The 17,846-nt window shown below is 62.3% G+C and carries 17 protein-coding genes; 7 read left to right on the top strand and 10 right to left on the bottom strand.

The features are described from left to right. Position 1: 1 nt before the first annotated feature. Together ACFQ6H_RS12265 and ACFQ6H_RS12260 are read left to right on the top strand one after the other, a co-directional pair. On the top strand, positions 2–1,573 hold the full coding sequence (locus ACFQ6H_RS12265) for a signal peptidase I (RefSeq protein WP_378646297.1): 1,572 nt from the start codon (positions 2–4) through the stop codon (positions 1,571–1,573). Continuing rightward, positions 1,573–2,169 carry an alternate-type signal peptide domain-containing protein gene (locus tag ACFQ6H_RS12260; RefSeq protein ID WP_378537248.1) on the top strand — a complete coding sequence of 199 codons (597 nt, stop codon included), beginning with the start codon at positions 1,573–1,575 and terminating at the stop codon, positions 2,167–2,169. Before ACFQ6H_RS12265 ends, ACFQ6H_RS12260 begins: the two co-directional genes overlap by 1 nt. A gap of 55 nt (positions 2,170–2,224) precedes the next feature. On the opposite strand, the gene ACFQ6H_RS12255 is transcribed toward ACFQ6H_RS12260, so the two are convergent. Genes ACFQ6H_RS12255 through ACFQ6H_RS12245 form a run of 3 tightly spaced genes read right to left on the bottom strand, consistent with a single transcriptional unit; the run spans position 2,225 to position 4,345 of the window. Then, positions 2,225–3,448: an O-succinylhomoserine sulfhydrylase gene (locus tag ACFQ6H_RS12255; RefSeq protein WP_378637768.1), complete on the bottom strand. Its 1,224-nt coding sequence runs from the start codon at positions 3,446–3,448 to the stop codon at positions 2,225–2,227. Further along, the gene (locus ACFQ6H_RS12250) at positions 3,445–3,873 is read right to left on the bottom strand and encodes a rhodanese-like domain-containing protein (RefSeq protein ID WP_230816478.1); all 429 of its coding nucleotides are present in this window, start codon (positions 3,871–3,873) and stop codon (positions 3,445–3,447) included. The genes ACFQ6H_RS12255 and ACFQ6H_RS12250 overlap by 4 nt, the downstream gene beginning before the upstream one ends. A 46-nt stretch (positions 3,874–3,919) precedes the next feature. Further along, positions 3,920–4,345 carry a hypothetical protein gene (locus tag ACFQ6H_RS12245; RefSeq protein WP_378537244.1) on the bottom strand — a complete coding sequence of 142 codons (426 nt, stop codon included), beginning with the start codon at positions 4,343–4,345 and terminating at the stop codon, positions 3,920–3,922. A 230-nt stretch (positions 4,346–4,575) separates the two neighbouring features. Here ACFQ6H_RS12245 and ACFQ6H_RS12240 point away from each other — a divergent pair, with 230 nt between their 5' ends. Together ACFQ6H_RS12240 and ACFQ6H_RS12235 are read left to right on the top strand one after the other, a co-directional pair. After that, positions 4,576–5,973 carry an FAD-dependent oxidoreductase gene (locus ACFQ6H_RS12240; protein WP_230816290.1) on the top strand — a complete coding sequence of 466 codons (1,398 nt, stop codon included), beginning with the start codon at positions 4,576–4,578 and terminating at the stop codon, positions 5,971–5,973. 109 nt (positions 5,974–6,082) lie between these two features. Beyond that, positions 6,083–6,922 carry an amidohydrolase family protein gene (locus ACFQ6H_RS12235; RefSeq protein ID WP_378548906.1) on the top strand — a complete coding sequence of 280 codons (840 nt, stop codon included), beginning with the start codon at positions 6,083–6,085 and terminating at the stop codon, positions 6,920–6,922. Here the strand turns inward: ACFQ6H_RS12235 and ACFQ6H_RS12230 are convergent. The 6 genes from ACFQ6H_RS12230 to ACFQ6H_RS12205 all read right to left on the bottom strand — a co-directional run bounded on the left by ACFQ6H_RS12230 (position 6,826) and on the right by ACFQ6H_RS12205 (position 11,330). Next, on the bottom strand, positions 6,826–7,308 hold the full coding sequence (locus ACFQ6H_RS12230) for a DUF456 domain-containing protein (protein ID WP_378537237.1): 483 nt from the start codon (positions 7,306–7,308) through the stop codon (positions 6,826–6,828). The genes ACFQ6H_RS12235 and ACFQ6H_RS12230 overlap by 97 nt on opposite strands. Then, entirely contained in the window at positions 7,305–8,540 is a 1,236-nt protein-coding gene (purT, locus tag ACFQ6H_RS12225) for a formate-dependent phosphoribosylglycinamide formyltransferase (protein WP_378646295.1), read from the bottom strand. The genes ACFQ6H_RS12230 and purT overlap by 4 nt, the downstream gene beginning before the upstream one ends. Before the next feature lie 40 nt (positions 8,541–8,580). Beyond that, positions 8,581–10,086 carry a diguanylate cyclase gene (locus tag ACFQ6H_RS12220; RefSeq protein WP_378646293.1) on the bottom strand — a complete coding sequence of 502 codons (1,506 nt, stop codon included), beginning with the start codon at positions 10,084–10,086 and terminating at the stop codon, positions 8,581–8,583. Positions 10,087–10,346: 260 nt separating this feature from the next. Further along, positions 10,347–10,499: a hypothetical protein gene (locus tag ACFQ6H_RS12215; RefSeq protein ID WP_378537228.1), complete on the bottom strand. Its 153-nt coding sequence runs from the start codon at positions 10,497–10,499 to the stop codon at positions 10,347–10,349. A 361-nt stretch (positions 10,500–10,860) separates the two neighbouring features. Continuing rightward, positions 10,861–10,983: a hypothetical protein gene (locus ACFQ6H_RS12210; protein ID WP_378537226.1), complete on the bottom strand. Its 123-nt coding sequence runs from the start codon at positions 10,981–10,983 to the stop codon at positions 10,861–10,863. A gap of 224 nt (positions 10,984–11,207) precedes the next feature. Further along, entirely contained in the window at positions 11,208–11,330 is a 123-nt protein-coding gene (locus ACFQ6H_RS12205) for a hypothetical protein (RefSeq protein ID WP_378537223.1), read from the bottom strand. 320 nt (positions 11,331–11,650) lie between these two features. Here ACFQ6H_RS12205 and ACFQ6H_RS12200 point away from each other — a divergent pair, with 320 nt between their 5' ends. The 3 genes from ACFQ6H_RS12200 (at position 11,651) to ACFQ6H_RS12190 (ending at position 16,655) form a co-directional block, all read left to right on the top strand. Then, positions 11,651–13,384, top strand: a complete 1,734-nt coding sequence (locus tag ACFQ6H_RS12200) for an ABC transporter ATP-binding protein (protein ID WP_378548893.1) — start codon at positions 11,651–11,653, stop codon at positions 13,382–13,384. Next, entirely contained in the window at positions 13,381–15,447 is a 2,067-nt protein-coding gene (locus tag ACFQ6H_RS12195; protein WP_378637752.1) for an ABC transporter ATP-binding protein, read from the top strand. Before ACFQ6H_RS12200 ends, ACFQ6H_RS12195 begins: the two co-directional genes overlap by 4 nt. A 107-nt stretch (positions 15,448–15,554) precedes the next feature. Next, positions 15,555–16,655 (top strand): CaiB/BaiF CoA transferase family protein, encoded by a 1,101-nt coding sequence (locus ACFQ6H_RS12190; protein ID WP_378646291.1) that lies wholly within the window; start codon positions 15,555–15,557, stop codon positions 16,653–16,655. A 59-nt stretch (positions 16,656–16,714) separates the two neighbouring features. Here the strand turns inward: ACFQ6H_RS12190 and ACFQ6H_RS12185 are convergent, their stop codons facing one another. Further along, on the bottom strand, positions 16,715–17,818 hold the full coding sequence (locus ACFQ6H_RS12185; protein WP_378548887.1) for a class I SAM-dependent methyltransferase: 1,104 nt from the start codon (positions 17,816–17,818) through the stop codon (positions 16,715–16,717). Between the last annotated feature and the right edge of the window lie 28 nt (positions 17,819–17,846).

Genomic DNA, 17,846 nt, shown 5'->3' with positions numbered 1-17,846 from the left:
CTTGCTTACGCTCGGTGCCCTCGCCGGACTGGTATCGATAGTCTTCTTCGTCGCCGGTCTGGCTTTTGGTATCACTCCTTTGATCTTCAAGAGCGGATCGATGTCTCCCACGATCGATACCGGTGCATTGGCATTCGCGCGTACCGTGCCCGCGTCCGAAGTTCAGGTCGGTGACATCGTCAGCGTGTACGACAGTCAAGGCACGCGCATCACCCATCGCGTCGAAACGATCGATCAGCAAGGCAACAACCTTGCAATCGCAGAACTGCGCGGTGACGCGAATTCTGTCTCGGATCCGGACCCCTATGTGATCACTGAGGCCGATCGAGTCCTCTTCAGCGTGAACCGACTCGGCTACGTCGCCGTGTGGTTGTCAGGTCCCAGCGGCTTTGTTCTGGGCACGATCGCAATATGCGGTCTTGTCTATGTTGCCTTTCGTCCCCAGAGAACGGGCCCACGATCCGGCGACGATGCCCCGGACACTGCAACTGAGGGGACCTTGGCGAAACACCCGAGGAATGCGCGGGGCGACTCTCATGCTCTCAAGTCGATAGTCGTGTTGGCGACAGTCGGGCTCAGCGTAGCTGGCGCGACCAACGTCGGCGGTACGCAAGCCGCATTCACCGGCATGGCGACTGCAGGTGCGGCTCAATTCCAAACCGCGGCAACGTTCCCCGCGCCAGCGGTCGCTCCCGCATCGGTGTCGTGCGCGACCGTAGGATTTCTGGTTGCCACGGGAGTCGATATCTCCTGGCCTGCCGTCAGCGGGAATTCGTATCGGCTGATCGTGCGAAATCCCACTACCAATGCGATTCTCGGATCGAACGACTACACGGCATCATCGACAGTGGGCACAGTGCGGTACGGCTCACCCAATGGTATGACGGTTCCTTTCAATCTCATCGCCGGCCTGTACAATGTCGAAGTCCACGGCTTGAGCGGAAGCAACGTCACCACCGACTACGCAGGATTCCAGTTCGGCATTCTTTTGACATTGCTCTATTCGTGCAACCAAGCGATCCCGTACACAGCGGGTGCCGCTGCAGCCCGCATCGCCGCATCGCCCCCGGCGCCAGAAACCACAACGCCGTCTGGCACGGCTACAACATCCGTAACCTCACCGGCTCCAACCGTCACGACTGAGCCGAGCGCATCGCCAACCTCACGAACTGCAACACCTACCGGCTCGACTGCGCCCTCGACAATCACCTCGTCACCGCCCATAACTACTCCGTCGACAACGACAACGACAACGACAACGACGACCGTGCCACCAATCACGACCACTCCGAGCGAGGTCCCCGTCGGCGCCCCGGTGACTACTCCCGGTCTCAGTGCACAGAAGCTCTCGACTACCAGTGGAACCGTTGTGTCCGTGTCGAATTCATCAGGCACTGAAGTCTATCGAGGTACCGTCGACAGCGACGCTGTCCTGCATTGGCTCACCGGTACCGATCAGTTGTACGTGATCACCACGTCCGGAGTCTCCGTCATCGACAGTTCAACGGGAGTCTGGGCCGAATCTCCTGCCCCGAGCGAACTTCCGGACGAGATCAAGGCGCTGGTGCCCTGATGAAAAAGACGACGAAAGCTGCCATGGCAGTCGCCGCGGCCGGTGCTGTACTGCTCGGTGGTTCGGGGACATTGGCGAAATGGACGGACAGTGCAACGCTGACCAGCGCCGCTGTGCAGTCCGGGACTCTCGATCTAGGTGCATGCGTGACCACGAGCGGCGGTGGCTGGTATTCACAGATCTACGTCAACGCGCCCACTAACCCGAATCCACTCGTGCCTATCCCGAACATCACTACCTACCGGCTCAAACCCGGATTCAACTACACGTATTTCTGCGATTCGAAGGTCTTGGCCACCGGTCCCCGGTTGAGAGCCAATGTGACGGTCGACAAGACCAAGTTGAGTGGCGGGCTCGCGACCGCCAGTGTCGATCTCCGCACCTACGTCACCGATCAGAGCAACAATCTGCTGTACGACAGCACAGCGCCGACGCCGAACCTCATCCCAGTCACGTCGGCATTGAACAACACCAACCTGACGGCGCAGGTGCTGTTCACGATCTACCCGAGCGATACCACGAGCTCAGGACTCACACTGAATACGACAGCGTTGACAATCGACGTCAAACAATTGGGACTCACGCCCGCGCCGTAGAACGCCTCGCCAACTAAGATCGAGGAAGGCGTTCCACGGGTTGCGTTCTACGGCTTCAGCCGAGGGCCCGCTTCAGATCAGCCAACAGATCGGCAGTGTCCTCGAGCCCCACGGACAAGCGCACGACGCCATCCGTAATACCCACTGCTGCGCGGCCTTCCGGCCCCATGGCCCGGTGCGTCGTCGTGGCTGGATGGGTGATCAAGGACTTGGAGTCACCGAGGTTGTTGGAGATGTCGATGACGCGCAGGCCGTTGAGAACCTCGAATGCCCGCTTCTTGCCCTCACAGTCGGGGGCGTTGAGCTCGAACGTGACAACGGTTCCACCGCCGCTCATTTGAGACTTCGCGAGCTCGTGCTGTGGGTGCGAAGTCAGGTACGGGTACTTGACCCACTTGACGCCGGAGTGCCCTTCGAGGAATTCTGCGATCTCGAGGGCCGAAGCCACGGAGTGCCGAATGCGGACCGGCATCGTCTCGAGACCCTTGAGTAGCGTCCAGGCGTTGAACGGGCTGAGCGCAGGTCCGGTGTGCCGCATCAGTTCTCGAACGGGACCGCTGATGTACTCCTCGGTTCCGAGGATCGCGCCGCCGAGCACGCGGCCCTGACCGTCGATGTGCTTGGTACCGGAGTACACAACGACGTCGGCGCCCAAATCGAGGCTACGCTGCAGCAGCGGTGTGGCGAAGACGTTGTCCAGCACTACCTTTGCCCCGGCTGCATGAGCAAGCTCCGACACCCGCCGAACGTCGACGAGGGACTGCATCGGGTTGGACGGCGTCTCGAAGAACACCGCCGTGGTGGGCACGGACAGCGCCTCTTCCCACTGCGCGTTGTCCTCGCCGTCGACAAAAACGACCTCGACGCCCCAGCGCGGGAGGATCTCGTTGCACACCACGAAGCAGGATCCGAAAAGGCTGCGCGCGGCAACCAGTCGGTCGCCGTTGCCCAACAGCGCACCCAACGCCGTGAAGACGGCCGACATTCCGCTGGCCGTCGCAAAGCAGGCTTCCGCGCCTTCGATCAGACGCAGACGTTCTTCGAACATCTTGACCGTCGGGTTGCCGTAGCGGGAGTAGACAAAGTGATCCACCTCGCCGGTGAAGGCTTGTTCGGCGGCTTCTGCACTCTCGTAAACGAATCCGGAGTTGAGGAACAGCGCTTCGGACGTCTCCTCGAACCCGGTACGCATCAGTCCGCCGCGAACACCGAGAGTGCCGAGACCGACGTCGTCCGGCAGCGCTCGTTGAAATGCGCCACCCTGGGGAATTCCGCTCACTGCTGCCTCCACGGCAGACCGATGGCCCGCCAACCTACAAGTCCGCGATGTCCGTCGGCACCCAATGCGCCTTCGAACCCGTCGAGCACGTTGAACGACGGGCCGATGCCCGCCGCAGTCGCAGCTTCCGCCGCACCGATGGAACGCTGTCCGGATCGACACAGGAAGATCACCGGACGCTCCGACCCGGAGGAATCGGCGGTGATGCCGGCTTCCTTCAACTGGTCGACGAAGTTGTCATTGCGCGCGCCGGTCGGGTGGCTCACCCATTCGATCAGTGCGGCCTGCTTGCCGAGGGAGGAAACATCGGGGACACCGACGTACTTCCACTCCGCATCGGTCCGCACGTCGACCAGCACGGCGTCGGGGTTTTCGCGGAGCAGCTCCCAGGCTTGCTCCGGCGTCAGATCGCCTGCGTAACTCACGTAGTCCATGTTTTCACAAGACTGCCGTGAGCGCCTGAGTGGGCCGTCAGTTACAGACGACCCAGCGGTTGCCGTCACGGGTCAGTGCCCAAGTCGAGACTCGATCGCCCGCTCCGCCACCGGTGATTGTCACGTCGGCCCTGCCGCGATCGCCGTTGACCTCGACCTTGTCCACACCTTTGAGTTCGACGGTCCCGTCCACGCCGGCCAGCGGACCAGTGCTCGAATTGAAGCTCGCGCAGGTCAGGGTCTTGATCGTTTCCGCATCATCTCGGTTCTCGGCATCGACGTAGTCGGTGACGGAACGGCTGACACGGTCGGACTCGGTGACGTTCTCCTCCGCCGGCGAAATCCACGACGCGACAAAGATGCCACCCAGAATCAAGGCGACGATGGCGACAGCCAAGAGAAATGGCCCCGCAGACGCCTTCTTGCCATCGATGTTGTCGGATTCGCGAAGCTCGTCACTCATAGTGCCAATACTCCCCCACAACTTGGAATTGTGGCCCGCCAAGGATCAGGCCCCTACCCCGAATACCCGAGACAACGGGAGAATGGGAAGAAAGAATAGGTTTACCCACAACCGATCGAGTGAGAGTGTGGATCCGTTCGGCCGCAACCGAGGCACTGTGCTTAGGTTCGGCTAAATTGGATACTTGTCGATATGTTGTCCGAACTTCGAAGAAGGTAGCTGTCCTCACGATGACTGACTCCAACCGCCCACTCCGGGTCGCGATCGTCGGCGCCGGCCCCGCCGGCATCTACGCCGCCGACGCCCTCATGAAATCCGACACCGCAGTCTCCGGCCGCGGCGTCAGCATCGACCTCTTCGAGCGCATGCCCGCGCCCTTCGGCCTGATTCGTTACGGCGTTGCGCCCGATCATCCGCGCATCAAGGGCATCATCACCGCCCTGCACAAGGTGCTCGACAAGCCTCAGGTACGCCTGCTCGGCAACATCGACTACGGCACCGACATCACCCTCGACGACCTGCAGTCGTTCTACGACGCAGTCATCTTCTCCACCGGCGCCAACGCCGACCGCGCACTCGGCATCCCGGGTATCGAACTCGACGGCAGCTACGGCGCGGCCGACTTCGTCTCCTGGTACGACGGCCACCCCGACGTACCGCGTACGTGGCCGCTCGAAGCCGAGAAGGTCGCCGTCCTCGGCGTCGGCAACGTTGCACTCGACATCGCCCGCGTCCTCGCCAAGACCGGCGACGAACTGCTGCCCACTGAGATCCCCGCGAACGTCTACGAGGGCCTCAAGAACAACAAGGCCGTCGAGGTTCACGTCTTCGGACGCCGCGGCCCGGCCCAGGCCAAGTTCACTCCTCTCGAACTGCGCGAACTCGACCACTCGCCGACCATCGAGGTCATCGTCGACCCCGAGGACATCGACTACGACGAGGGTTCCGAGCAGGCTCGCCGCAACTCCAAGCAGGTCGACATGGTTGCGAACACCCTGCAGGACTGGGCAATTCGCGACGTCGGAGCCCGCCCCCACAAGCTGTTCCTGCACTTCTTCGAATCTCCGACCGAGATCCTCGGCGAAGACGGCAAGGTCGTAGGCCTGCGCACCGAGCGCACCCAGCTCGACGGCACCGGCAACGTCAAGGGCACCGGCACGTACAAGGACTGGGACGTCCAGGCCGTGTACCGCGCCGTCGGTTACCTCTCACAGAACGTCACACAGTTGCCGTTCGACGATCAGGCAGGCACCGTTCCCAACGACGCCGGCCGCGTCGTCGCCGACGACAACGCCGAAGGCGCCGCCCGGTTCATGCCGGCCACGTACGTCACCGGCTGGATCAAGCGCGGCCCCGTCGGCCTCATCGGCCACACCAAGGGTGACGCCAACGAAACCGTCGCGAACCTCCTCGAGGATTCCGTCAACTTCGCCGGCGCCGCGAACCCCGACGAGAACGCAGTCATCGAGTTCCTCGAAGGCAAGCAGGTGCCGTACACGACGTGGCAGGGCTGGTACCGCCTCGACGCCCATGAGCGCAGCCTGGGTGAGCCCGAGGGCCGTGAGCGCATCAAGGTCGTCGAGCGTCACGACATGCTGAAGGCTTCCGAGCCCGACCGCACCAACTGAGTGCACAGAAGTAACTGAACACAAGCCATCCACCGGCCCGACGCGACCCAGGTCACATCGGGCCGGTGGTGTGTGCAGGGACCCAAGACAACAGGGCAAAATAGACTCCGTGTTTGACGCCCATGTGCATATCATCGACCCGCGCTTCCCGCTGGTCGAGAATCACGGGTACCTGCCTGAGCCCTTCACCGTGGCCGATTACCGGGCACGAGTTGCCTCTCTGAAGGGTCTGAGTGTGGACGGCGGGGCTGTCGTGACGGCGTCGTACCAGGGTAATGACCAGGAATACCTGAAGGCCGCACTGTCCGAACTGGGCGAAGGCTGGGTGGGCGTCACTGCTTTACCACTCGATGCGACGGACGAAGACATCGTCGCCCTGGACGCACTGGGGGTGCGCGCCGTCCGGTTCAACCTGCGCCGCGGCGCCACCGACCTGCGTCTGCTCGCCGATCTTGCCAACCGCGCATTCGATCTGGTCGGCTGGCACGCCGAGTTCTACGTCGATGCCACACTGTTGCTGTCGTTGGAACCTGTTTTCGCCAAATTGCCCGCGGTGAGCATCGACCACTTGGGAATGTCCACCCGGGGACTACCGTATCTCCTCAACCTCGTCGACCGAGGCGTACGCGTCAAAGCCACCGGGTTCGGCCGCACCACTATCTCGGACGTCAGCGACGTGCTGCGCCAGATCCACGCGGTCAACCCCGCTGCGCTGATGTTCGGCACCGACCTACCCGGCACACGGGCACGTCGAGCGTTCGAGGTTCATGACCTGGACGTGATCGCCGACGCTGTCGGCGACGACCTGTCCGCGGTCATGTGCGACAACGCCCGCTCCTGGTACCGCTGCGGTCAGGTGAACGCGACGGCGCCCAGCCACAGCCCCGCGGCGATCAGTGCTCCGAACAGTTCCACCAGCATGGACAATCCGACTGCCTTCACCGCGTGAAGCGTCGACGACCAAGCGATGTCGTAGCGGCGCAGCCGCGCTAGTTCCGCGAAATACGTTCCGACGATGAATCCGAGGAACAACCCCACCACCGGGATCACGAAGAACCCGATGATGCCGACGACGCCGCCGACCACCACCGACAGGTTGGGCACTCCCCCGGACTTCATCCGCTTGCCGGGCCACGTGTACTTCACGATCCCGGTGACCACCAGCGCCAGCGTGGCCAATGCGAACACCGTCCACGCCGTCGCGCCACCGGTCATGATCGCCCACACCAGAATTGCGCCGAAAACGAGGAGTGTCCCCGGGAGGATCGGAACGACGACTCCGATCAGGCCGACCAGGATGACCAGCCCGACGAGGACCTCGGCCACTGGACTCATCCGACGGGACGCACTTTCGACGCGGCTTCGCGGGCACGGGCGCGTGCGGTCGGGACATCAGCGGCCGTCGACACCGCAACACCCATGCGACGACGCGTAAAGCTCTCCGGCTTGCCGAAGAGCCGCAGGTCCGTCTCGGGAACCGCGAGAGCCTCTGCGACACCGTCGAATCCGATCCCCTTTGCCTCCACACCGCCGTAGATCACCGCCGACGCTCCCGGAGCCGTGAGTGTCGTGTCGACCGGCAGGCCCAGGATCGCGCGGGCGTGCAGTTCGAACTCGGAAAGTCGCTGCGTACGCAGAGTCACCAATCCGGTGTCATGCGGCCGTGGGCTCACTTCGGAGAAGAAGACGTCGTCGCCCTTCACGAAAAGTTCGACGCCGAAGATACCTCGCCCGCCCAACGCTGTGGTCACCTTCTCGGCGACGTCTCGGGCCGAGGTGAGGGCAACCGCGGACATCTGCTGCGGCTGCCACGATTCGATGTAGTCGCCGGCCTCCTGCAGGTGCCCGATAGGCTCGCAGAACGACGTCTCGACCTCACCGCTGTCGCCGACGGCACGAACCGTCAATTGGGTTATCTCGTAATCGAAATCGACAAAACCTTCGACGATCACCCGGCCGTGATTAACACGGCCTCCGGCCATCGCGTAATCCCAGGCCGCGCCGAGATCTTCGGCGGATCGAACAGTCGACTGCCCCTTCCCTGACGAGGACATGACGGGCTTGACGACGCACGGGAAACCGATTCGGTCTGTCGCTGCCTGTACTTCGGCAAGCGAGTCCGCGAAAGCGTACGGCGAAGTGGGCAGGCCCAGCTCCTCGGCTGCGAGCCGGCGAATCCCCTCACGATTCATCGTGAGCTGAGTGGCCCTCGCAGTGGGAATGACCACTGCGCCTCCACGCTGTTCGACAAGTGCAAGCGCATCCGTCGCGATGGCCTCGATCTCGGGAACGACGAAGTGAGGCTTTTCCAACTCGATGACGGCAAGCAGCGCTTCCGGATCGGTCATGTCGACGGTATGCGCGCGATGAGCCACCTGGTGCCCAGGGGCGTCGGGATACCGATCCACCGCAATCACTTCGACGCCCAGACGCTGCAACGCGATGACAACTTCCTTGCCCAACTCGCCTGATCCCAACATCATCACGCGGATGGAGTTCTCGGTCAGTGGAGTCCCGAATCGGAGTGGAAGTGTCGGCAGGTGCGAAGGCGTCGAATCAAGCTGCATGGGTGCGACTATATGCCAATCCCGATGCAGGTCAGCGCAGTTATCGGCCGTCCACCACACCTTCGCGGTGAAAACCTTGCCTGATCGTTCGTGGTACGGCAGGTTTGCGATAGGTGCGGGTGACCGTGTCCGGCTCGGAATTCTGTTGCGGCAACGCGTCGTTGCCGACCTGGCGCACTTTCACGAGGTTGCGCCCGCCACGCTTGGCGTCGTACAGAGCCTCGTCCGCGACGCTCATGAGGGTGGTCAACGTCGGCGTCGCATGATCGACCCACGCGACTCCGACACTGACGGTGCTCGTCACGTCTGATTCGGCCGAGTACTCGACTTGCGCGCCGCGGACGGCCTCGGCGACTTCGACTGCTCGCGTGAAGCTGCAGTTCGGAAGCAGAATGGCGAACTCCTCGCCGCCGAGCCTTCCGATCAGATCTCCGTCGGACAATCGGGCAGCGGCCCGTTCGGCGAAGTTCGCGAGAACGCTGTCACCGGTCATATGTCCGTGAGTGTCGTTGATGCTCTTGAAGTGGTCCAGGTCAAGCATCAGCAGGCCGACCGGAGACTGTGTGCGGGCCGCATCGGCAAGTTCCGATTCCGCATGTCCGAGAAAGGCACCCCGCGAGAGCACCCCGGTCAAATGGTCGAATTCGACCGCGAGAAATAGTTCGCGCTCGGCAGCACGACGTTCCTCGGTCGCGCAGGCCACCGCGATCGGCCCCAACGCGATCAAGGTGACCGCAATGGACGTGATGACGTCCTCGTTCCAGCTCGAGGTGGCTTGGTCGCCGATGTCGAGTCGACCGCTACCCGCCATCATCAGCGACCACACCGACCAGACCACGGAAACGAACGCCGTGCTCGGAACCGAGATACGGGTCGCGCACCAAAGTAGAGCTGGGATAGGCAGGACCAGCGCGATCGGTCCTTCGATGTTGAGTGCGATCGGCACGCAGGCAGCGGTGGCCAGCAGGGGAACGCTCATCGTGGCCACGGTTTCGACAGTCAGTGTGCGGCGGAACTCGGCAAGGCTCGCGGGGATCGTGAAAGTGAGGATGAGTGGAAGAACGAGCAGGTACGCCATCACCTCCGTACTGCCCCAGTGCACAAAGGTGTAGGTGAACGACTGCCCACCCAGCACTTGGCCCAAGGCGCCCGCTGTGGCTGCGGTTGTAGTCGCCGCCGCGAACGAGACGAAAACCATCCACACCAGCGACTGCGAATCGACCAAGCGGAACGGAGTGCGTTTCAGGTAATGCAGAACAAGGACTCCGACCGTGACTCCGGCAAGATTCGCCCCGTTCAACTGCAGTGCGAGCGACAGGGAGTTGCCGGTTACCAGGTCAGCGCAGACGTATCCGACTGCCGCGGCGATCCACGTCGGCCACTCGATCAAAACCGGCCACCTGACCATCATCCCCAGCAGAATGGCGTTCGCGCACCAGAACGTCGCGAGCAAACCCGGTGGGCGTGTGAGGATGCCGATCAACGAAGCCACAAGCACGACGGCCAGCACGAGGAGCAGGCGCAGAAAGCGACTTTTCCTTGCCATGCGTCACCTCGCGGTCGGCTACCTCGAAAGACAGGAGCACTGGACGTCGCGACACGTTTGCATGCCGTCGACGGTATGTCTGTATGTCGTCGAACCATCGTACGCAGGTGCCCTCACCCGCTGGCCTTCGTTCAATCGCCGAAACACCAACTACGAAAGCCACCGCAAATACGGGTGCCCTCCGACCACGAGAGTGGACAGAGGGCACCTGCAATGCAATCCGGAGTGCAGAGCCGATTGGACCTGCCGGAAAGGGACGACTATTCGGCGGATCCGCTGGAGAGACCCGAAAGCGAACCGGTGGACGAGCCCGAGCCCTTGCCCTCGCCGGACAGCGATTCGGTGGGAACGGACTTGAGGAAAGCTCCGAGCGCGGTGAGCAGGGGTCCGAGGGTGCTGAGTGATCCGAACATAGGAGTTTCTCCTGTATGTGAGGTGGTGTGATGTTCCAGCGCCAGACCGGCCGCAGGCGGTGACCGGAATGATTCGGGAACTCCTGCCGCACGGAAAGCGGAACCGCCCCCGAACAACATCCCGAGCTGTGATGTAGCGCACTACCTTGGCGCTGTGTGCATTTATAGACGGCCTACTCGCGCTTGTCTAGCTATCCGATAGCTACTCTCGTAAACTCTCCGTAACACCTTTCGATATAAGTGCAGTTCAGCAGGCAAATCAGCAAATCAGATCGATTCGAAATGTGATCTAGCTCACATTACTTACGGAAAAAGTGTGGCCCGCAGACAACTACGAGCCACACTTTCGGACAAACGGGACTTACTTGTCAGCTGCCGATCCGGTCCCGGGGGTGAGTGAGCCACCACCGAGAGCCGTGAACAGGTCCTTGAGTACCGGAATGAACGTCTTGACGACGCCGCTGAAGTCTTCGAGTGAACCCATGTCGGGTCTCCTTTTCTCGGGATGCAGTTGAAAGGGGTTGGGGACCGAGAACTACTCGGCGGCAGAACCGGCCGAGCCTGAGGAATCTGCCGATCCCGCATTGAGCTTGGTCACGAACGCGAGGACGCTTTTGAGGAAGGCGTCGAGATTCTGGATCGAGGTCATGCGATTACTCCTGTGCTTGTTTCGAAGATGCCGGTGTTCGAACGTCAGATAGTCGAACGTCAGGAGTTCGAACTGGCCGAATCCAGACCCTGGATGGTCTTGAGCATGTTGACCAGGGGAAGAAGCTGGAGAAGGCCCCAGCCCATGCCGTTGGCCTTGAGAAGGTTTCCGAGGGATCCCATGTGTGACTCCTTGCATGAATATCTATGACGCGGCGCACATTTTGTTCGCTCCGCCCCTTTTTAGCGAAGCTAAATACGTACGTCCAGTTTGTTTCTGTTCAAACAAGAACGTGACACATTGGGCCAGTATGTAAATCCGCAGTTCAGGCGATGTGACCTGAATCCAATCTCGAACTCAAGTGTGTTCGACATCACAGTCAATTAGGACAAAAGGATGCAATCGTCAGAGTCGGTGCCGACCTCGACCGCGATCTGTCATACCGTGTGCGTGTGATCAATCGCGAACGAGCGGCAACCCACGCAACTCACCGGGAACCGTCGTGTTAGCAAAACTCCTCAAGGCGTACCTACCGCCGTACCGCTGGTTGCTTGCCGGAGTCCTCGCACTTCAACTCTTCGGGGCCATCGCGTCGTTGGTCCTCCCCACGCTCAACGCGCGGATCATCGACGACGGCGTCGCCCGCGGCGATACCGGATTCATCATGTCCACCGGCGGGATCATGCTTCTGGTCTCGCTTGCGTCGATCATCGCGTCGGTCGCGTCGACCTATCTGGCCGCAAAATCGTCGATGGGCTTCGGCCACGACGTTCGAGGCGCCTTCTACAAGGCCGTCGGCAGTTTCTCGGATCGCGAATTCAACAGCTTCGGTGCGCCGACGCTGATCACACGAAACACCAACGACGTCCTGCAGATCCAGGCCCTGGTCATGCTGACGTCGTCGATGCTCGTCAGTGCCCCACTGATGTGTATCGGCGGCATCATCATGGCGCTGCGCGAGAACCTGCAGATGTCCTGGCTCCTGACGATTTCGGTCCCACTGCTCGGCATCACCGTCTCGGTCGTGGTCGCCAAGCTGATCCCGCACTTCCGGACGATGCAGACGCGGATCGACAACATCAATCGATCACTGCGTGAACAGCTCACCGGTATGCGTGTCATTCGCGCTTTCGTACGCGAACCTGACGAGACGATCCGCTTCGACAAAGCCAACAAAGAACTGACCGACACCTCGCTCCTCATCGGTCGATACCAGGCGGTTCTGCTGCCCACCGTCATGTTGATCGCTAACCTGTCGAGCGTCGCGGTGCTGTGGTTCGGCGCGCACCTGGTCGACACCGGAGACATGCAGATCGGGCAGATCAGCGCCTTCCTCGCCTACGTCATGCAGATCCTGATGTCCGTGATCATGGCAACCATGTTGGCCGTCGTGATTCCGCGCGCGGCCGTGTGCGCCGACCGCATCACGGAGGTGCTCGACACCGAGCCGACCGTGCCTGCGCCCGCCCAGCCTCTGCGCCCCACCAGTCCCTATGGTGTTGTCGAGTTCGGTGGAGCCGGATTCACGTATCCGGGAGCAGAAACGCCGGTCCTGTCGAATGTTTCGATGCGATGCATGCCAGGCACGGTCACCGCGATCGTGGGCAGTACCGGCAGTGGCAAATCGACCCTTGTCTCACTCATCCCCCGGCTCTTCGACGTCACGGCCGGCGCTGTCCTGGTCGACGGCTTGGACGTCCGCGGCTGGGACCAGGACGAACTCTTCGCAAACTTCGGATACGTGCCGCAGAAGGCCTACCTGTTCGCCGGCACGATCGCGAGCAATATCCGTTACGGAAACCCGACCGCCACCGACGAAGACATCTGGGCAGCCCTCGCCATAGCCCAAGCGGACGACTTCGTCCGGGAACTTTCCGACGGCCTCGAGTCTCCGATCGCCCAGGGCGGCGGCAATCTCTCGGGCGGACAACGCCAACGTCTCGCCATCGCCAGAGCTGTGGTCCGCAGACCCCGGATCTTCGTGTTCGACGATTCGTTCTCCGCACTCGACATGCACACCGACGCTGCAGTCCGGCGCGAACTTCGCACGGTGTCGACTCATTCGACGGTCATCATCGTCGCGCAACGCGTCGCGTCCATCATCGATGCCGACCAGATCATGGTTCTAGAGGACGGCGCCCCGGTCGGGCTCGGCGACCATCAGTTCCTCTTGGCCAACTGTCCGACGTACCAGGAGATCGTGGCTTCCCAGATTCCCGCGGAGATGAGCGCATGACCAGCCCGCAGGACCCGACATGGGGTAGTCCCAACAGCCAGTACTTCGACGATGCGCCGACGGTGGTGTTCGCCAAGATCCCGAGCGAACCGGAATCCACAGACGGCGAGGCGAAGTCGAGCAACCCTGAGAATCCCGACAAAGAGCCGAAGCCCGCGCTGACCGCGACGGACACCAAGCCACGCCACTTCAAGGCGACGATGAAGCGGCTTCTCTCACTTCTGCAGCCGCACAAGTTTGCGGTCTTCTGTGTCGTCGTTGCGACGATCGCCAGCATCGCACTTTCCGTCGCAGTGCCGAAGATCCTCGGTCACGCTACGGACCTCATCTTCGCCGGGTTCATCGGCAAGAGCCTGCCCGCCGGACTGACCCGCGATCAGGCAGCAGAGGCGATCCGGGCATCGGGAAATTCGACGTTCGCCGACCTCGTCGCCAACTCGACCGACGTCGTTCCCGGTGTAGGTCTTAACTTCGACGCCATCGGCAACGTCGTCATGCTCGCGATCGGCGTGTATTTGCTCTCGTCGCTACTGGCCTGGTTGGAAGCATTCCTCCTCAACATCATCGTCCAGAAGACCATCTACAACCTGCGCGCCTCGGTCGAGGCGAAGCTTCACCGTCTCCCCCTCCCGTACTTCGACAAGACGCCCCGCGGCGAGATCCTCAGCCGCGTCACCAATGACATCGACAACATCTCGTCGACATTGTCGTCGACGTTGACCTCGCTCCTGACGTCGGTGCTCACCGTCCTCGGTGTCCTGACGATGATGTTCGTCATTTCTCCGATGCTCGCCCTGATCGCGCTGATCGCCGTGCCGATATCGGTACTGCTCGTCGCCAGGGTCGCCAAGCGCGCACAGGTCTTGTACAAGGCTCAGTGGACCGAGACGGGCAAGATCAACGCACAGATCGAGGAGAACTACAGCGGTCGCGATCTGGTTCGCGTGTACGGACACCAGGCCGAAGCCGAGCGTGAATTCGCCGAGCAGAACAAGAAACTGCTCGACGCGTCGTTCGGCGCACAGTTCCTCTCCAGCCTGATCATGCCGGTCATGAACTTCGTCGGAAACATCACCTACGTGCTGCTCGCGGTGGTCGGCGCGCTCAAGGTCGCCAGCGGCAACATGTCGCTCGGCGACGTTCAGGCGTTCATCGTCTACTCACGTCAGTTCAGTCAGCCGCTCACGCAGATCGCGTCCATGTCGACGAGTCTGCAGTCCGGAGCAGCCTCGGCCGAGCGGGTCTTCGAACTGCTCGACGAGCCCGAGCAGTCACCCGACATCGACGTGCCGCTACTCCCCGAGCCTGCCGGACGCCATCGCAACGTCGGTCACATCGAGTTCGAGAACGTCTCGTTCCGTTACGAGCCGGACAAGCCGCTGATCGAGAACGTGTACCTGACGGCTCGGCCAGGGCAGATGGTCGCCATCGTCGGACCTACCGGCGCCGGCAAGACCACCCTGGTCAATCTGCTCATGCGCTTCTACGAAGTCGACTCGGGCCGAATCACTCTCGACGACGTCGACATCTCGCACATGCGTCGCGCAGACCTGCGCAAGCACGTCGGCATGGTTCTGCAGGACACGTGGCTCTTCGGCGGCACGATCCGCGACAACATCGCGTACGGCCGACTCGACGCCAGCGAATACGAGATCCACGAAGCTGCACGTGCTGCCTTCGTCGACCGCTTCATCCACACGCTCCCGGACGGGTACGACACCGTGCTGGACGAGGAAGCGTCGAACATCAGTTCCGGCGAGAAGCAGCTCATCACGATTGCCCGAGCCTTCCTGTCGGAGCCGTCGCTGCTGATCCTCGACGAGGCGACCAGCTCGGTCGACACACGTACGGAACAACTTGTGCAGCAAGCAATGTCCGCATTGCGCGTCGGGCGTACCAGCTTCATCATCGCGCACCGACTGTCCACCATCCGCAACGCCGATCTGATCGTCGTGATGGAGGCGGGCAAGATCGTCGAGCAGGGCACACACGACGAACTCATCGCAGCAGCGGGCGCGTACTTCCGTCTCTACAACGCCCAGTTCGAGGGTGCCGCCGTCTAGTGATCGGCGCCTCCCTCGGCGGACACAGTGCCCCGGAGCACACCTGATCGATCCGACAGGTTACCGTCGGGTCAGAAGTGTTGTCACCGTCTGAATTGGGAGTGCGTGTGTCTGCAGAAGCTGTGGAGAAGAAGGGCCCGCTCGCGGGCATTCGGATCGTTGAATTCGCTGGACTGGGACCGGGCCCGCACGCCGCGACGCTGTTGGCGGACATGGGCGCCGACATCGTCATCGTGCAGCGCGCAGGGCAGATCCCGCAGGACTCGAACGCAACCGACCAGATCAAGCGCGGCCGCCGCATCGTCGAGGCCAACCTGAAGGACCCGGCAGACGTCGCCAAGGTGCTCGATCTCCTGGGCCGCGCCGACGTGTTGATCGAAGGCTTCCGCCCCGGCGTCATGGAACGTATGGGACTCGGACCCGATGTGGTGTCGGAGCGCAATCCGCGTCTCGTCTACGGCCGCATGACGGGCTGGGGCCAGGAAGGCCCGCTCGCCAACGCCGCCGGTCACGACATCAACTACATCTCACTGACCGGTGTCCTCAACGCCATCGGACGCAAGGGTGAGCGCCCCGTTCCGCCGCTCAACATGGTCGGCGATTTCGGCGGCGGTTCCATGTTCCTGATCTTCGGCATTCTGTCGGCTCTCGTCGAGCGCTCGACGTCCGGTAAGGGCCAGGTCGTCGACGCGGCGATGGTCGACGGCACCCTGGCGCTCTCGCACATGATGTGGGCATTCCGAGGTCGCGGCGTCTGGTCCGACGAGCGCGGCGTCAACCTCCTCGACACCGGCGCCCCGTTCTACGACACCTACGAGACATCCGACGGTAAGTACATGGCCGTCGGATCCATCGAACCGCAGTTCTACGCACTGCTGCTCGATGGCCTCGAACTCGATCCCTCGACGCTCCCCCACCAGATGGACACGTCCAAGTGGGACGACATGAAGAAGCTCTTCACCGAAAAGTTCCTGTCCAAGACTCGCGACGAGTGGGCCAAGATCTTCCTCGGCACGGACGCCTGCGTCTCGCCGGTCCTGACATTCGCCGAGGCACCGTCCAACGAACACATCGCGGCTCGTGGTTCGCTCATCGAACTCGACGGCGTCACCCAGCACGCACCGGCACCGCGCTTCTCGCGCACGCCCACCACGACGCCCGCCGCCCCGGCGCGTGAGGCGACGGATATCGACACGGTCTGGACCTAGGGCCTTCGGCCCCGTGCGCGGTTAAGGAGTCCCCAGGCTCCCTAACCGCGCACGGGGCGTCAGCCCAACCGGTAGAACCTGAACATCTCGTGCTCGATCGGCAGCACGTCCACCCGCTCGAAACCTGCTGCCTTGGCATAGCTTTCGAGTGTCGAGTGCCTCATGACCGTCCCGGTGCCAATGCTCCCCGGATGCGAAAGACTGTCCGGCAAGCAACAGGTCAGCGAAAAGCCGTACAGCAATTGCTCGATCGGGCCCGCCTCGGGATCGAACGCATCCGCCGTTCGTTCGTCCATCACGATCACCGGAGCGCCCGGCTGGGCGATCGCCCGAGCCGTGGACAGAAATCCCACCGGATCCGGTACGTCGTGCAGGCACTCGAAAGCGAAGACGGCATCGTAGGTCCCGGCATCGGCTCGGCCCGTCTCGGGAGCTTGGCCGGCAACGTCGACCAAAGAGAAATGCACGCGGTCGTCGACCCCACGATCGTGGGCGTTACGACGGGCGGCGTTCACCGAGGCCGCGTCGACGTCGAAGCCGTGCACCTCGATCTTCGGGTAGCCGAGGGCGAGCGCGATCGACGACCAGCCCTCCCCCATTCCGAGATCAGCAACCTGCCCGCCGTCCGAAAGAACGGCATGCAAGTCGGTGACTACCGGCAGGAATTGCTGACAGAGCTGCTGCAGATACATCGGCCGGTTCAGCAGTGCCTGACCCTCGCGAGCGTCGGGTCCCATCGATTCCCACGTCACTCCGCCGCCGTGGCGATAGGCATCCAGTAGACGTGGCATCGACCCCGTCGTCGCGACGAACAGCCTCGCCAACGGTGTCAGGAACAGCAGGTTTTCATCATCGACCAACACTTCGGCGTGGGCCGGCGACAGGCTGTACCGACGATTGGCATCCGAATTGACGTCCACATATCCGGCCACGGCCTGCTGCTCGAGCCACTCCCGCGCATACCTTTCGACGGTCCCCGTCCGGTCCGCCAGCTCCGTCGACGTGAGCGGGCCGTAATCACTCAGCGCGCGGTACCAGCCCAGCCGGTCGCCCAGATACACAGCCTGCAGCTCCGACGCGCCGAGTGTAGCCGCGAACAATCGTTCTGCCAGCGCCTCCGCCGCACTGGTTCCCGCTGCGCCTGTACCGTCTACGACCGTCATGCCTGACCTCCTGGTTTCACACCTCTTT

Origin of the sequence: Rhodococcus sp. NPDC056506 (assembly GCF_042794945.1) — a bacterium.
GTDB lineage: Bacteria > Actinomycetota > Actinomycetes > Mycobacteriales > Mycobacteriaceae > Rhodococcus_F.
Note: the sequence above shows the minus strand (reverse complement) of the source record. Positions and strands in the feature narration are given on the sequence as shown.

Bases quoted from the DNA above. Each gene is read 5' to 3' on its own strand.
- ACFQ6H_RS12260 (WP_378537248.1), top strand. From the start codon at position 1,573: ATGAAAAAGACGACGAAAGCTGCCATGGCAGTCGCCGCGGCCGGTGCT.
- ACFQ6H_RS12245 (WP_378537244.1), bottom strand. From the start codon at position 4,345: ATGAGTGACGAGCTTCGCGAATCCGACAACATCGATGGCAAGAAGGCG.
- ACFQ6H_RS12240 (WP_230816290.1), top strand. From the start codon at position 4,576: ATGACTGACTCCAACCGCCCACTCCGGGTCGCGATCGTCGGCGCCGGC.
- ACFQ6H_RS12230 (WP_378537237.1), bottom strand. From the start codon at position 7,308: ATGAGTCCAGTGGCCGAGGTCCTCGTCGGGCTGGTCATCCTGGTCGGC.
- purT (WP_378646295.1), bottom strand. From the start codon at position 8,540: ATGCAGCTTGATTCGACGCCTTCGCACCTGCCGACACTTCCACTCCGA.
- ACFQ6H_RS12220 (WP_378646293.1), bottom strand. From the start codon at position 10,086: ATGGCAAGGAAAAGTCGCTTTCTGCGCCTGCTCCTCGTGCTGGCCGTC.
- ACFQ6H_RS12215 (WP_378537228.1), bottom strand. From the start codon at position 10,499: ATGTTCGGATCACTCAGCACCCTCGGACCCCTGCTCACCGCGCTCGGA.
- ACFQ6H_RS12210 (WP_378537226.1), bottom strand. From the start codon at position 10,983: ATGGGTTCACTCGAAGACTTCAGCGGCGTCGTCAAGACGTTCATTCCG.
- ACFQ6H_RS12205 (WP_378537223.1), bottom strand. From the start codon at position 11,330: ATGGGATCCCTCGGAAACCTTCTCAAGGCCAACGGCATGGGCTGGGGC.
- ACFQ6H_RS12195 (WP_378637752.1), top strand. From the start codon at position 13,381: ATGACCAGCCCGCAGGACCCGACATGGGGTAGTCCCAACAGCCAGTAC.
- ACFQ6H_RS12185 (WP_378548887.1), bottom strand. From the start codon at position 17,818: ATGACGGTCGTAGACGGTACAGGCGCAGCGGGAACCAGTGCGGCGGAG.